Source organism: Archangium violaceum, from assembly GCF_016887565.1.
GTDB classification, from domain to species: Bacteria; Myxococcota; Myxococcia; order Myxococcales; family Myxococcaceae; genus Archangium; species Archangium violaceum_B.
The window spans coordinates 8,348,927-8,364,028 of record NZ_CP069396.1; the positions used below are offsets into that span (position 1 = coordinate 8,348,927).

The window sequence follows — 15,102 nt, forward strand, 5'->3', positions numbered from 1 at the left end:
CCGGCCATCATGGCCGAATCCCGCCGCCCTGGAAGCCCCTGGATGCCCGGTCCCCCCTCGGCCGGCATGGAAAGGTGCGCCTTGTCCTGTCGAAGGCACTCCCCGGACGGCCCCGGGCGGGATAGGAAGGGCGCTCGAAACGAGAAGGATCCCCCCGTGCAAGAGTTCCTGGAAGTCCTGCGGCGTCAGGCGGTCCACTTCGGACCCGAGCTGGCCCGCACCGCATATGCGCGAGGCCTGGCCGTCACCCAGAAGGACGGCACCACCCGGCCCATCCCCGTCACCGCCACCCCCGTCATCCTCGACGCCGCGGAGATCCGCCGGCGCTCCGCCCTCTCCGCGCTCCTGGCCTCGGCCACGGTGAAGATGACGCGCGCGGTGCTCGCCAGCGACCAGCGCGAGCTGCTGCTCGGCGGTCTCTCCCCCCTGGAGCGCGCGCTCACCGAGCGCACCTTCGCCAACGTGCAGCGCCTGGCCACCACGCGGGTGGACTACTTCGTGGACTCGCAGCCGCGCGCCCTCGAGGTCAACGCCACGATTCCGGCCATGCAGGGCTACTCGGACATCGCGGCCCGCACGTTCATCGAGGTGGTGGGCCGGCACTTCCGCTACCCCGAGAAGGCCCTCCACGCGGTCATCACCCCCAATGGCAGCAACGCGCTCGCCCTGTACCGGGCCCTGCTGGACGGCTACGCCGCCGAGCGCGACGGGAAGATGCCGGAGACGGTCGCCCTGCTCTGCCGCCGCAACGACGCGCAGATCACCGAGCAGCGCTACCTGTGCGAGCGCTTCCGCGAGTTCGGCGCGGACGCGGACATCGTCCACCCGGACGAGGTGTCCGGCGAGGAGTACTTCGAGGTGCGCGGCAAGCGCTATGACCTGGTGTACCGGCACCTCTTCGTGCGGCGGTTGGAGGAGACGCCAGCGCCGTGGGTGGAGGAGTTCTTCGGCACGGTGCCAGGGCGCAAGGCGGTGCTGCTCAACCCGCCGGTGTCGCCGGTGGAGGTGAAGACGACCTTCGCGCTGCTCTCCCAGTCGCTCGTGGAGCCCGCGCTCGCCGAGTCCGCCGGGCTGTCCGCCGAGGAGATGGAGGCGGTGCGCGCGTCGGTGCCCTGGACGAGGCCCTTCCGGCACGGCCCCGGCGTGGGTCCGGACGGCGAGCGCGTGGAGGACCTGGTGGCGTGCGTAGTGGCGGAGCCCAAGCGCTTCGTCCTCAAGCGGGCGTGGGATTACGGCGGCCGGGCGGTGTACCTCGGCCGCTCGGTGGGCACTCCGGCGTTCGAGGAGCGCGCGCGCGCCGCCTACGGCACCGTGCCCACCTGGGCGGAGCTGTGCGAGCGGGCCGCCACGGATCCAGCGGGCGGCGGCTTCGTGGTGCAGGAGGTGGTGGAGACCACCCCCGAGGAGCACCTGCTGTGCGAGGAGAGCGGCGTGACGTCGCTGCGGCTCCACGTGGACTACTCCGCGTACGCCTCGGTGGGACTAACGAAGCAGCCGGCCTGGGGCGGGGTGTGCCGGGGCTCCACCTCGGAGATCGTCAACATCGTGGGCGGAGGTGGCGTGCTTCCCCTCATCACCACCGAGGTCGCCCAGAAGCTGCTCATGGCCTGGAAGGCGCTCTGATCGCGGCCCCACCGGACATCCGGGAAGGGATACCCGGCACACGGGTTGTAGGCGCGCTATAAAGACCGCGCCGGGTGGGAGTTCTCCGCCCGACGCAAGGAAAGGACACAGGAACCTATGTCTTGGGAATCTCCCGGTTGGCAGACGGCTCGCGCCGAGGTCAGTGACATCCTCGTGCAGGAGTCCCAGCGCGCCTTCATGTCGCGCGTGTACGGCTGGATGTTCGCCGGGCTCACCGTGACGGGCCTGGTGGCGCTCTTCGCGGCCTCCAGCGAGGCGGTGCTGACGCAGGTCATCCAGTGGCGCTGGCCGCTGTTCTTCGCGCAGCTCGGCCTGGCCTGGGGCCTGTCGGGGATGGCGCAGCGGCTCTCGGGCCTGGTGGCCGGGGCGCTCTTCCTCCTCTACTCGATCATCACCGGGCTCACCTTCTCGGTCATCTTCCTCATCTACACGTCGGCCTCCATCAGCAACGCCTTCCTGCTGACGGCGGGCACCTTCGGAGCGATGAGCATCTTCGGGACCGTCACCAAGAAGAACCTGAGCGGCTGGGCCACCTTCCTCATCATGGGCGCCATCGGCTGCGTCATCGCCAGCGTCGTCCAGGCCATCTGGCCCAACCCGATGCTCAACTTCGTGCTGGGGTGCGCGGGCGTGCTCGTCTTCGCGGGCCTCACCGCGTACGACACGCAGAAGCTGCGCGAGATGCACGCGGGCGCGGGTTACAGCTCGGCCGCCACGCTGAGCATCGTCGGCGCCCTGGTGCTCTACATCGACTTCATCAACCTCTTCATCTCGATGCTGCGCCTCTTCGGCGATCGCCGCCGGTAGACGCACTCGCGTTGGACGAGTCCGGGGCGGTGGGCTTCGCGGCCCACCGCCTTTTCATTTGGGGAGCACCTTCCGGTCGCGCGCCGGACGAACTGGTCTGACTGTCAGACCAGTTGCTCCCGAGCGCGCCCGGGACCTCCCCTGACAGGACCGCCCCTACCTGGCCTAGACTTTCCGGCATGGGCCAAGAGAACGGGCGACCACGGCGGGACGACGAGCTGGAGCTGGATTGGAAGGGGCGCACCGCACCGGAGGAGCGCGTCCAGCAGACCGCGCTCGCGGAAGCGGGGGCGGGCCGTGGAGCGCCGGGAGATCCCCGCTACATGGGACTGGAGCTGCGTAGCGTGCTCGGCCCGGTGATCGAAGGGCCGGGCCTGAGCATCCGGCAGATCAAGGAGTGGGCGGAGATCCTCGTCGGCTGGGAGACGCGCAACCGCTACGAGGCGATCGACGCCGACGGGCGCTTCATGCTGTACATCGGCGAGACGGGCGAGGGCTGGGGCAACGCGCTGCTGCGCAACCTCTGGCCCTTCCGCCGCGTGGAGCTCGAGTGCATGACGCAGGGAGGCACCCGGGCCCTGAGCATCCACCAGCCCTGGACGTTCTTCTTCACGTACGTGGAGGTGACGGCCTGGGACGGGCGCCAGCTGGGCTACATCCAGCAGCGCTTCGGGGTATTGCGCCGGACGTTCGACCTCTGCACCCCGGCGGGCGTGGTGATGGCCACACTGGAGGGGCCGCTGTGGAAGCCCTGGACCTTCCACGTCAAGCAGCGGGGCCAGGAGGTGGCCACCATCCGCAAGCAGTGGAGCGGGTTGGGCAAGGAGGTCTTCAGCGACGCCGACAACTTCGGGGTGGAGTTCCACTCCGGCCTCACCGACGCCCGGTTGCGGCAGATGGTGCTCGCCGCCACGCTGATGGTGGACCTCTGCTACTTCGAGGAGCGCAACCGGAGCGGCTCCTTCTGGGATTTTCTGGGCTTCTTCGACTGAGGCCGGTCTACTCGGCCTTCTTGCGCGAGAACGGCATCAGCAGCCGCTCCACGGGGTGCCCGCCCACGAGGTGCTCGTCGACGATGGTGGGCACATCCTCGGGCTTCACCGCGCCGTACCAGGTGCCCTCGGGGTAGACGACCACCGAGACGCCGAACGCACAGGTGTCCAGACACCCGGCCGCGTTGGCCCTCATCTGTCCCTTCAAGCCGCGCTTCTCCAGCTCTTCCTTGAAGCGGGCACGCACCTCCTCGGCGCCCTTCGACGCGCAGCACCCCTTGGGGTGCCCCTCGGGGCGCTGGTTGGTGCAGACGAATACATGACGCTTGAACGGAGGCATGTCGCCCTCCTAACGCGGCTTCCGTCCAAAAGCGATTAACGCAATCGGCACCTGTCTGTCCCTTTCTTGCCTCGGGGTCTAGGCGGCCGGACGATCCGTGCACAGACTCTCAGCAAACATCCGCTAGTGATCATCGGCCTTTCCGCAGGAGTGACCCTACATGACTCGTCATATGATGACGATCCACTGCATCGAGGGCTGCGCAAGAGAGTTGATCGGCGGCCGGGCAGGCTTTAGATCGGCACCCCCGGCGCGGTTCCGAGCCGTGGAAGGCGTTCCGGACGTGGACCGTCCAATCGGTCACACTCCCCTAGCTGTAGGTGGCTCAACGATGGCGGACACAAGATCTAGGGGTCACAGAACCTTGACGAGTCCGGAACGAAGATCGTACCTTTACTTACCTGTCTGCCCCCCAAGCGAGCAGGCGGGACCCCAAAAACAGAGAATTTGACCCATCGTTACGTACTCTTCCCTACCCGGGGAGGAGGCGTGTCGAAACGAGATCACTCGATCCCGAGAGATCTCGCGGGCTTGGCTTTTTGCAAATTTTGCATTCACACGCTGGGTGAAAGCAGTGGGAGGGACCATGGAGCACGAGCGGAGCGCCACGGCAGCGGTTCTGGATGGCAAGGAGACGGCGGCGGGGCTGAAGCCGAGAGGACCCGCTGGCGGGCTGCCGGTGGAGCGGTTCTTCACCACGCCCGGGGTGGATCCCGCCGATGAGCTGGCGTGGGAGCTGCGCACGGCGGCCATCTCCGGCGAGGACGGCAAGTCCGTCTTCGAGCAGAAGAACGTGGAGGTGCCCAAGTCCTGGTCCATGCTGGCCACCAACGTGGTGGCCTCGAAGTACTTCCGGGGCACGCCGGGCACCCCCGAGCGCGAGACGAGCGTGCGGCGGCTGGTGGGGCGCGTGGTGGACACGCTGACGCGCTGGGGCGTGGAGGGCGGCTACTTCGCCACGGCGACGGACCGGGACGCGTTCCACGCCGAGCTCACCCACCTGCTGCTGCGCCAGAAGGCGGCGTTCAACTCGCCCGTCTGGTTCAACGTGGGCGTGGAGGAGCACCCGCAGTGCTCGGCGTGCTTCATCAACTCGGTGGGAGACTCGATGGAGTCCATCCTCGGGCTGGCGAAGACGGAGGGCATGCTCTTCAAGTACGGCTCGGGCACGGGCAGCAACCTGTCCACCATCCGCTCGAGCAAGGAGCTGCTGGCCGGTGGAGGCACCGCGTCGGGCCCGGTGTCCTTCATGAAGGGCTTCGACGCGTTCGCCGGCGTCATCAAGAGCGGCGGCAAGACGCGCCGCGCCGCGAAGATGGTCATCCTCAACGCGGACCACCCGGACGTGCTGGACTTCATCCGCTGCAAGTCCAGCGAGGAGAAGAAGGCCTGGGCGCTCATCGAGGCCGGGTATGACCCGAGCTTCAACGGCGAGGCCTACTCGTCGGTGTTCTTCCAGAACTCGAACAACTCGGTGCGCGTCACCGACGAGTTCATGCGCGCGGTGGTGAACGACAGCGCGTGGACGACGCGCGCGGTGCGCGACGGGCGTCCCATGGACACCTTCAAGGCGCGCGACCTGTTCCGGGAGATCTCCGAGGCGGCGCACCTGTGCGGGGATCCGGGCCTGCAGTTCGACAGCACCATCAACAACTGGCACACCTGCTCGAACACGGACCGCATCAACGCGTCCAACCCGTGCTCCGAGTACATGTTCCTCGACGACTCGGCCTGCAACCTGGCGTCGTTGAACCTGATGCACTTCCGCACCATCGACGGGGACTTCGACGTCACGGCGTTCAAGCACGCGGTGGACGTGGTGCTGCTGGCGATGGAGATCATCGTCGGCTTCTCCAAGTACCCCTCGGAGAAGATCACCCAGAACAGCCACGCGTTCCGGCCGCTGGGACTGGGCTACGCCAACCTGGGCGCGCTGCTGATGGCCACGGGTCTGCCGTACGACTCGGACGCGGGCCGCAACTACGCGGCGGCCATCACCTCGCTGATGTGCGGCGAGGCGTACGCGATGAGCGCGCGCATGGCCGGGAAGATGGGGCCGTTCGCGGGCTACAAGAAGAACGAGGAGCCGTTCCTCGGCGTCATCCGCAAGCACCGCAAGGCGGCCTACAACGTGCAGCCGGTGGGAGTGAGCGAGGAGCTGTTCGAGGCCCAGAAGAAGGCCTGGGACGAGGCGCTCGCGCTGGGCACCGAGATGGGCTACCGCAACAGCCAGGTGACGGTGCTGGCGCCCACGGGGACCATCGGCTTCATGATGGACTGCGACACGACGGGCATCGAGCCGGACATCGCGCTCATCAAGTACAAGAAGCTGGTGGGCGGCGGCATGCTGAAGATCGTCAACCAGACGGTGCCGCAGGCGCTGGAGAAGCTGGGCTACCCGCAGACCCAGGCGCAGGACATCATCACGTGGCTGGACAAGCACGAGACGATCGAAGGCGCCCCGCACCTCAAGCCCGAGCACCTGCCGGTGTTCGACTGCGCCTTCAAGCCGGCGAAGGGCCAGCGCAGCATCCAGTGGATGGGCCACCTGAAGATGATGGGGGCGACGCAGCCGTTCCTGTCGGGGGCCATCAGCAAGACGGTGAACATGCCGTCGGACGCCACGGTGGAGGACATCGAGAAGGCGTACCTGGAGGCGTGGAAGCTGGGGCTGAAGGCGGTGGCGGTGTACCGCGACGGCTGCAAGCGGACCCAGCCGCTGAACACGTCGAAGGACAAGGTGAAGGACACGAAGGCGGCGGTGGCCGAGCCCGCGCTGGCGGCGGCGAGGGACGCCAACGCGATGCGCCGGAGGCTGCCGGACGAGCGGCAGGCGATCACGCACAAGTTCTCCATCGGTGGCCACGAGGGCTACCTGACGGTGGGCATGTACGAGGACGGGACGCCGGGCGAGCTCTTCTGCGTGATGGCGAAGGAAGGCTCGGTGGTGAGCGGGCTGATGGACAGCTTCGCGACGGCGGTGTCGCTGGCGTTGCAGTACGGGGTGCCGCTGCAGGTGCTGGTGGACAAGTTCAGCCACACGCGCTTCGAGCCGAGCGGCTTCACGGGCAACCCGGCGGTGCCGATCGCCAAGTCGATCGTCGACTACATCTTCCGGTGGCTGTCGCTGAAGTTCCTGCCGAGCGAGCAGGCCGAGGGGATGGAGGAGGCGGTGGAGAAGCAGGTGGCGGTGGAGGCGGCGAAGCCGGTGCAGGTGGCGTCGGTGGCGCTGCCGATGTCGACGCCGCGCAAGACGTACCTGAACCAGGCGGACGCGCCGCCGTGCCACACGTGCGGAGAGATCATGGTGCGCAACGGGGCCTGCTACAAGTGCAGCAACTGCGGCACCACGAGCGGCTGCAGCTGAGCTGAAAAATAAAGAGGCAGCGACTGTATAAGGCGCTGCCCCTGTCGCTTTTCCACCAAGCCCCAACGGGTAACCGTTGGGGCTTTTATTAAGCCCACAGCCTGAACATCCGAGCAGCAACACGGGAACATAGGCGCAAGAGACAACGAGGATTAACCATGAAGAAAGATTTGTTTTTCCTAAAAAGGCCGGCTGAACCCAGCAAACACAAAGGATTGACAACGGATGCGGGCACAATGTCACCGTTCTCAGGAACCGGCATCACTCCGTCTCGGCTGCCATCGCCGCCACCCGCCCAAGCCACGCCATTTCCGCCCTCATCCAGCAGCAATAGCAAAGGCGAGAAGTAGATATGACATCTGAACGAGCCCCGGTGCACCTCAGCAAGCTCGTAATCGGAAGTGAATCCAAAAGAGTTGGGCGTCTCGACGGGCTCGACGTAGATGCCACACCGCACAGCCCGTTCGCAGCAGCTGCCGTTACTCCCGCCCGGCTTCAATCTAAAGCCAACGCCGCTCCGCCTCCTCCGACACCACCCAAGCAGGAAACCAAGACAGGGTGAGCGAGGTACAACCTTTGGCAACGAAGAAAAAGCAAGCTGCAGCCCTTTGGGCATGCCCAATCCCGTCGGCGCCGCGACAGCACGGTGGTGGCCTTGATGGCCTCGATCTCGACGCACTCAGCAAGAATCCATTTACCAGCACAAAGACAAAGCCAAGTCGACTCAAGCCTTCGACTCAGGCCCCAACTCCCACCAACACGACCTCTCGAATGAGCGCACGGCCCACTCAGAAACCGAAAAAGAAACGTTAGCACCTGTTCATGAGCGCCAAACACATACACATCACCATCGAGAGATACTCATTTATCCAACCCAACGGCGACATCGAAGAGTACGTCGCATATGCGCTTCAAAACAACGGCAGCACTCCACACCCATTATCTGGCAAGCATTTCCATCACGGCCTCACCGATTCCGAGAATACTGTTCTCATGGCATCCGATGGCTTGAGCGGATTCCTTGACCCCCATGGTGGATGCGAATTTGCCACCATGCCGAACGGAGTCTTTCTGGTGGCACTTAATTTGCGCGGCCACATAGCACCTGGAAAGGCTCGTATCGTTGGCGTGCATGTGCGACGCCGAAAGCTCGCCAATGCCCAACCCAACGAAGCCAACCTCGACGACCCGCTTACAAGACGAGAGTTCAGCGCATTTCCAGACGCAAGGATAGAAGCCGTTGTCGTTTACGTATTCCCAGTCGACCCTATTCGGCGCGAGATATCAGCAACTGGGGCTATACTCAAAACCACACGATTAGTAAGATGGGAATACACACCCCACCCCAACATACTCGAACGCTGGCGAGCAAGAGCACTGGACGCCATTCTTCCGCCCGCCACATTCAGCATCGACGATGCAATTGCCGAATTCTATCGAGTCTTTGCAGCTGATGCCGCCGGTACTGTACATGAACCGGCCGAGGCAATACGCCTTCTTGAGGAGCTTCCAGAAAGCTTCGCTAACGCTACGATAGAAGCACGGCAGTTTCTCATACAATATCGGACGTATCCCTTCGAGGAGCGCCAAATACGCGCTCGCCAACTCGTAACAACGCTCCATTCACTGCGCGATCGAATTACTGTCACCCCCATGCCACTGGGGGCCAAACATCTCGATGTATTGCGCTTCACGATTCAAGACGTCCGCAACAAAATAGACGAACACGGCATTCTAAGCCCGCCTCCGCGCAGTCTGCAAACTGTCGTAAGCCACCTGCTCCGCTTCGCCGACTCATGCAGGCAAGGCAGCCCTTTCGGGAAGAACGTGCGCGAGAAAGACTTTCATCAGCGCCTACTAACGTTCCTGCAAGGGGCGAATGGGCCAGTGCAGTCTGAGGTAACAATGGGGCAAGGGAGAATCGACCTCGTCCTCGACGACACACCAATCGAGCTGAAGGCAAAGAAGCTCGGCAAGAACCCTGCACAAGGCATCACTCGTCACTTCGAGCAAGCAGCAAGTTACGCATCTGGCCGAACAGTGGCCGCCGGGGTCTTGGTAATATTGGACCTAACCAACCACACTCACGAGACGCAGCATAGCGCACCACTGTCGAGCAACATCAAGGTTGTCCCGGTTAAAACCAAAAAGACAATTCGCGGCACGAACCATACCGTGCTTGTTGTTTTGGTCATAGAGGCATTCCCTCCAACGCCATCGAGTCTTGGCGTAAAGGGGAAGCGTAACCCATCGGCACGACGTACCGGAACTCGCGCATCCTCATCGCCACGTGGTCGCAGCAAGCCAGCCCGCAGAGGACAGGGCGAGACATCTCGTGTCTAACTCAGCTGCAGCAATATGAGTGACTACAGCTGAGTTCTCTTTGCTATCCCTCGATATTGGGCAGAGGACGCAGCCATCGCGCATCACCCGAGGCCACCGTCCGCGACGTACCCGAGGCCCGCTGAAGCACCCGAAGCACACCGGCCGCGTCACACGCGTAGAGACCCGAGCTCCATGCGGGGTTCAGCTCCACCACGGCCCACCCTCGCCCCTCGATGCGTCCCACGTCGAGGACGACCGCCGAGGGGAACGAGTCCCCTGCCCTCGCGAGCACCTCGGCCGCGAAGGTCCTGGCCCCCTCCAGATCGAACGAGGCCAGAGAAGACTCCTCGCGCTCGCCCTTCCAGGCGTAGGGGCTCGCGGTCACGACACGGCCCTCGAGAACGAAACAGCGGTACTCGTCGAGCCAACACACGGGCTCGGCCGTCAGGACGGGAAGACCGTCCTCGAGCACCTCGGGACCGGGAAGCTCCGCACCCGAGTGATAGACCGAGGCCCTGAACTGCTTCTCGTCGGCGGGTTTGACGAATCGCGGGAACCGCTCGCCCCGGGCCGCGCCGAGCGTGGTGAATCGCACGTCCCGGCGCACGAGTTCCTCGGGCAGGAGGGACAGCGTGTCGGCGGCGGGCTCGAGCAGGGCCAGGCCCAGCGCCTTGCCGATGGTGTCCGCCAGCAATGACTCCCCGTAGAAGACGAGGTCCTCCTCGGCCAGCCGCGCGGGAGGACGCCGATCGTGCAACCGGTGGACCCGCCACGAAAGCCGCGAGGCCTCCGTGGCGAGCGCGATCGAATCCGAGCTGAAGCGAGGCGACAGCAGGAGAACGGGCACGGCGGCTCCCCGCTCAGAACGAGGAGCCGCTCAACCGGCCGTAGGCCTCGGACGCAGCGGACACGAGCTTCTCCAGGTCGTCGAGCTCCTCCGCGCCGAACGGAGAGGGACCGCCATCGAGGACGACGAAGCCCACGGTGCGCTCGCTCGCGCGGATCGGCGCGGCCATCAGGTGCGAGAACGACTCGCCCAGGGCCGCGAAGAGGGCCTCGTCCTCCTGGCTCTCCGGCATGCTGGAGACCACGAGCCTGCCACCGGCCGCGGCCATGGCGAGGAGCGAGGGCGCATCGAGATCCACCTGCAACGCGTTGACCGCGGGCTTGTTGCTCCCGGGGCCGTACCCGCGCCCCACCCGGGCGAAGCCGAACGTCTCTCCCAGCAGGAAGCCCCGCGGGAAGCGCCCCTGGCAGTAGGACAGCAGCACCTTGCCCAGCGCGCCTCGCGTCGTCGCCTGCCGCAGCGCCTCGAGCGCCTCCTCGAGCTGCACCAGCTGCCCGCCCTGGGAGTCCCCGCCCTGGGCGCTCTCGGCCGAGTCCGAGGAGCTCGCCGCCGACTCGGCGGACGGATCCCAGGTCGGGATGAACTCGTGGACGGATGCCAGGGGGATCTCCTCCTGCGCGCCGGAAGAAGCGGCCTGGATGGCGCTCGCGGCATCGGACGAGAAGTCCACCTCGATGGCCCGCCGCTCCCAGGGAGACACGGGCTCGGCGTCCGCTCCGGCCTTCGCCGCCTCCGCCTGGCGCCACTTCATGAGCTCCAGGTTCGACGTCACCTCCAGCTCCCTCGAGGGCATTCTCGGTAGCTCGACGGGCGCGGGCGCGACCCTGGCCTTGCGCTCGGAATCCGCACCGCTCGGACCCGCCTCGGACGCAGACGGCACCACCTCGGACGCCTCGGGAGCCCGCTCCTCCTTCTTCGGCTCTGGCGTGAGAGACGGAGTGGCGGACACGAATTCGGCCGCCAGAGGTGCCTGGACCGCGGCATCCGCGGGCTCCTCCATGGGAGCAACGAACGCCTCGCTCTCCACCACGAGCGAGACCGCTTTCCGATCCTGCTCGAACGAGGGATCCGACTTCTGTGCGGGTGCTTCCACGGGCGCCGCCGGAGCGGGCACGGACTGAGCGGAGGCAGCGGGAGGCTCGGCCTGCGCGGAGACAGGAGCCGGAGCCACCGCGCCCGGCGAGGAAGTCACCTCGGGCTTGTGCGCGATGTCCGGCGAGGACCCAGCAGGCTTCACCTCCGGTGCCGAGGCAACGGGAGCGGGAGGCGCGGCCTGGGCCTGTCCCACGGGCGGAGAGGACTGCACGCCACCCGGAGCCGAGGCCTGTGGCGCGGAGGGCGAGGCCTGCGAGGCGGTGGGCGCCGGAGCGCCCGGAGCCCGAGCTGAAACAGGCGCGGCCTGTGAAGCGGGAGCGCCAGGAGGCACCGACGCGCGCGGTGCACCAGCCGCGGGCTGCGGAGTCCCCGGGCCCGGAGGCGTTGCCTTCTGGGCCGGTGCGGGCTGCGAGGAAGGGCTCGCCCCCGGAGCAACGGCCGAGGGAGCCGGTGCCTGGCCAGCGGGAGGAACCGCTCCGCTCTGCACGGGCGCGGGCCCGGGGCGACTCGAGGCACTCGCGGGCTCCTGACGCGACGACATCCCCGGAGGAGGCTGGGCCCCGGGAGGACGCGCCGTCGCGGGCGCACCCGGAGGCACCTGGGCACCAGGAGGAGGCGGCAACACGCCAGGCGCCGGAGGACGCACGGACGCCGCTCCCGGCGTCGCCCCCTGAGCAGGAGGAACCGTGGCGGCCCCGGAGGGAGCCGTTCCCGGGGCACTCCGAGGCAACATGCCCGGAGGCAGATTCGGACCGGGGTGCGAGGGGGCACCCGTCGTGGGCACGGAACCCGCCGGCTTCGCAACCGCCGGAGCGCCCGGCGAAGCAGACGTTCCAGGGGAGGCGGGCTGCGAGGGCGCGGCGCCGGCCGGTGCCGAGCCCGGAGCCGTCGGCCCGACAGGCGGCTTCGCCGCTGGAGACTGTGCACCCGTTACTCCAGGCGTCGTGGACACTCCGGCCGCCGGGGCAGGCCGAGGAGGCACGGCGGCGTTGGGCGCGGCGGCGGGTTTCGGCGCGGCGGCAGCGGAGGTGGGCTGAGCGGGTGCGGAACCCGCCGGAGCACTCCCCGGTGCGGCGGGCGCGCCAGGAGCCGCCTGAGGCCGCGAAGGCACCGCCGCGCCAGGCGGCGGGGACGTCCCCGCCGCCGGCGGCTGCGCGGAAGGCCCCGCCCCCGGCGCACCGGGAGCACCCGGAGGACGAGGCGAGGCGGCCCCGGCCGGAACACTTCCCGGAGCCCCTGGCACTGGAGCACCCGCCGTCATCGCGGGCTTCGGAGCAACCGCGCCCACGGGGGCACCAGCGGGCGCTCCCGCCACGGGTGCCGCGGGCTTCGCGACGGGCCCGGCGGCCGAGGGCGCGGGCCGCATGCCGGGAGGCTGGTTCGCCACGGGAGCCGCCGCGGACGGCGCCTGAGGAGCCGCCCCTGGGTTGGCACCCGGAGCACCCGCGGCCGGAGGCCCCGCACGCACGGCGGCGGAAGGAGCCCCGGGCGCTGGCGAGGGCTGCGCCGGAGTCGAAGGAGCTGGAGCACCCGCGGCCGGAGGCCTCGGCGCGGACGCGGCCACCGGCTGTGCCGGAGCAGGAGGCACCTGCGCGGGCTGAGCCTGCAACGGCTGCGGAGCAGACGCGGGCTTCGGAGCCGGAGCAGCGCCCTGCCCCACCGCGAGCTTGGGCTGACCGGGGCGAGTGGGCCGCGTCGGCTTGGGGATGCCGTAGCGCTTCTCCAGGAAGTGGAAGAGGCGCAGCTCGGGCACGATGGAGGGCACGATGCGCATGCCCGTGGCGAAGCCGAGCGCGTCCAGGTGTTTCGGATCGAACGGCGCCACCATGGCCGCCTTCATGCGGCGACCCTCGATGGCCAGCGGGAAGGCCAGGTGGCTCCGAGCCAGCTCGGGTTTGAGTTGGGCGAGCGTCTCCGCGGGCACCGCTTCCATCTCCGCGTCCGTCGCGAGGGGGAAGTGGTACACGTCCGACAGTGCCTGTCCCAACGCATCCAGGTCGAGCACACCCAGCTCGACCAGGTTGATGCCCAGACTGCCGCCGTAGATGAGTTGCGACTTCAGCGCTTCATCGAGCTGAGGCTGAGTGATGAGGCCCTTGCGGACCAGGTGCGCTCCGAGCTGTTCGGCCATGGGGCTCCGATACTAGACCGGACCAAGCCCAAGAGCGCACGCGACTCGCTTCCCAGCCGTGCGGCACCCCACAGCCGTGCCCGGGTGCCCCGGCAGCGAGCTAGTAGGCGTTCTTCGACAGGAAGCCGCCCAGTGCAGTGCGGATGAGAATCTTCAGGTCCATCAGCAGCGACCAGTTCTCGATGTAGTACAGGTCGTACTCGATGCGCTTCTGGATGGACGTCTGCCCGCGCAGGCCGTTGATCTGCGCCCAGCCGGTGATGCCGGCCTTCACCTTGTGGCGCAGGTGGTAGCGGGGAATCTGCTTCTTGAACTCCTCGATGAACACGGGCCGCTCGGGGCGGGGGCCCACCAGGCTCATGTCGCCCCACAGCACGTTGAAGAACTGGGGCAGCTCGTCGAGCGAGTACTTGCGCAGGAAGGTGCCGATGGGCGTGCGCCTCGGGTCCTCCTTGCTGGCCATCATCGCGCCACGGACCTCGGCGTCCACGCGCATGGTTCGGAATTTGAGAATATGAAAAGTCTCGCCATCCATGCCCATGCGCTCCTGGGCGTAGAGGATGGGGCCGCGGCTGGTGAGCTTCACCGCGAGGGCCACCAGCAACATGATGGGGGCGCTCACCGCGATGGCCACCAGCGCGAAGAGGATGTCGAAGACGCGCTTGGCCACCATGTTCCAGCCCGTCATCGGATCGCCCTGGAGGCTGATGATGGGCAGCCCGCCGAACTCCTCGAGCCCGCCGTACAGGGTGACGTACTGGTAGAGGTCCGGCACCACCTTCACGTCCACCGTGCGCAGCGCGAGCTGCTCCATCAGCGGCTTGACGGCGGCCTGATCCTCGAGCGGCACGGCGATGACGACCTGATCCACCGGGCGCGCATCCAGCACGGTGTCCACGTCCTTCACATGGCCGATGACGGGCACGCCCCGCACCTGCTGGCCCACCTTCTCGGGCCGCAACGTGAGGATGCCCACCACGCGGAAGCCCAGCTCGCGGTGGCTCTCCACCGTCTCGATGACGCGCTGGCCCAGCTCGCCCGCGCCGATGAGCAGGATGGACTTGAGGTTGTAGCCGCGCCGGCGCACCTCGTTGAGCACCTCGCGCAGCACCAGCCGCACCAGCGACACGCCGAGGAACGAGTAGCCGGAGAAGAAGGCCAGCATCAGACGCGAGTAGCGCTCGCGGGTGAAGTACGTCAGCGCCACCACGATGAGGGTGGCCATGACGGTGGCCTTGAAGACCTCGAACACCTCGCCGATGTGCGTGCGCGCCCGGTTGGTGGCGTACAGCCGCGACTGACGGTAGGTGACCGGGAAGACGACGAGCACCGTCGCCAACGACAGCAACGTGTCATCCAGGGGCGGCAACCCGTGGAACACGGGGATGGGGCCCTCGAAGCGGGTGACGTAGGCGAGCGCGAACGCCACCGTCAGCATCACCACGTCGGCGGCGACCTTGATGGACGTATAGAAGCGCTGGAACCGGCTGAACACGCGGGCCTCCTTCTGTGGCCTGCAAAACGCTCGGCCGCCACCTGCAATCGTCGCACCCC

The 15,102-nt window shown here is 67.1% G+C and carries 9 protein-coding genes; 5 read left to right on the forward strand and 4 right to left on the reverse strand.

The genetic code is table 11. The features are described from left to right. Positions 1–156: 156 nt before the first annotated feature. The 3 genes from JRI60_RS33150 (at position 157) to JRI60_RS33160 (ending at position 3,443) form a co-directional block, all read left to right on the forward strand. A complete protein-coding gene (locus tag JRI60_RS33150; RefSeq protein ID WP_204219933.1) occupies positions 157–1,623 on the forward strand; it encodes a hypothetical protein in 1,467 nt (488 codons plus the stop codon). Positions 1,624–1,740: 117 nt separating this feature from the next. Then, the gene (locus JRI60_RS33155) at positions 1,741–2,451 is read left to right on the forward strand and encodes a Bax inhibitor-1/YccA family protein (RefSeq protein ID WP_204219934.1); all 711 of its coding nucleotides are present in this window, start codon (positions 1,741–1,743) and stop codon (positions 2,449–2,451) included. Positions 2,452–2,630: 179 nt separating this feature from the next. After that, positions 2,631–3,443, forward strand: a complete 813-nt coding sequence (locus JRI60_RS33160) for a phospholipid scramblase-related protein (RefSeq protein WP_204219935.1) — start codon at positions 2,631–2,633, stop codon at positions 3,441–3,443. 7 nt (positions 3,444–3,450) lie between these two features. On the opposite strand, the gene JRI60_RS33165 is transcribed toward JRI60_RS33160, so the two are convergent. Continuing rightward, positions 3,451–3,783, reverse strand: a complete 333-nt coding sequence (locus JRI60_RS33165; protein WP_204219936.1) for a (2Fe-2S) ferredoxin domain-containing protein — start codon at positions 3,781–3,783, stop codon at positions 3,451–3,453. Positions 3,784–4,369: 586 nt separating this feature from the next. Between JRI60_RS33165 and JRI60_RS33170 the strand changes: the two genes are divergently transcribed. Both JRI60_RS33170 and JRI60_RS33175 read left to right on the forward strand, forming a co-directional pair. Beyond that, the gene (locus JRI60_RS33170; protein WP_204219937.1) at positions 4,370–7,150 is read left to right on the forward strand and encodes a vitamin B12-dependent ribonucleotide reductase; all 2,781 of its coding nucleotides are present in this window, start codon (positions 4,370–4,372) and stop codon (positions 7,148–7,150) included. 822 nt (positions 7,151–7,972) lie between these two features. Next, entirely contained in the window at positions 7,973–9,493 is a 1,521-nt protein-coding gene (locus JRI60_RS33175) for a hypothetical protein (protein ID WP_204219938.1), read from the forward strand. A gap of 43 nt (positions 9,494–9,536) precedes the next feature. On the opposite strand, the gene JRI60_RS33180 is transcribed toward JRI60_RS33175, so the two are convergent. The 3 genes from JRI60_RS33180 to JRI60_RS33190 form a co-directional block, all read right to left on the reverse strand. Then, complete coding sequence (locus tag JRI60_RS33180) at positions 9,537–10,322, reverse strand: ATP-grasp domain-containing protein (RefSeq protein ID WP_204219939.1); 786 nt, start codon at positions 10,320–10,322, stop codon at positions 9,537–9,539. A 13-nt stretch (positions 10,323–10,335) separates the two neighbouring features. Beyond that, positions 10,336–13,548 (reverse strand): hypothetical protein, encoded by a 3,213-nt coding sequence (locus JRI60_RS33185; protein ID WP_204219940.1) that lies wholly within the window; start codon positions 13,546–13,548, stop codon positions 10,336–10,338. Between the two features lie 100 nt (positions 13,549–13,648). Further along, positions 13,649–15,043 carry an undecaprenyl-phosphate glucose phosphotransferase gene (locus tag JRI60_RS33190; RefSeq protein ID WP_204219941.1) on the reverse strand — a complete coding sequence of 465 codons (1,395 nt, stop codon included), beginning with the start codon at positions 15,041–15,043 and terminating at the stop codon, positions 13,649–13,651. Between the last annotated feature and the right edge of the window lie 59 nt (positions 15,044–15,102).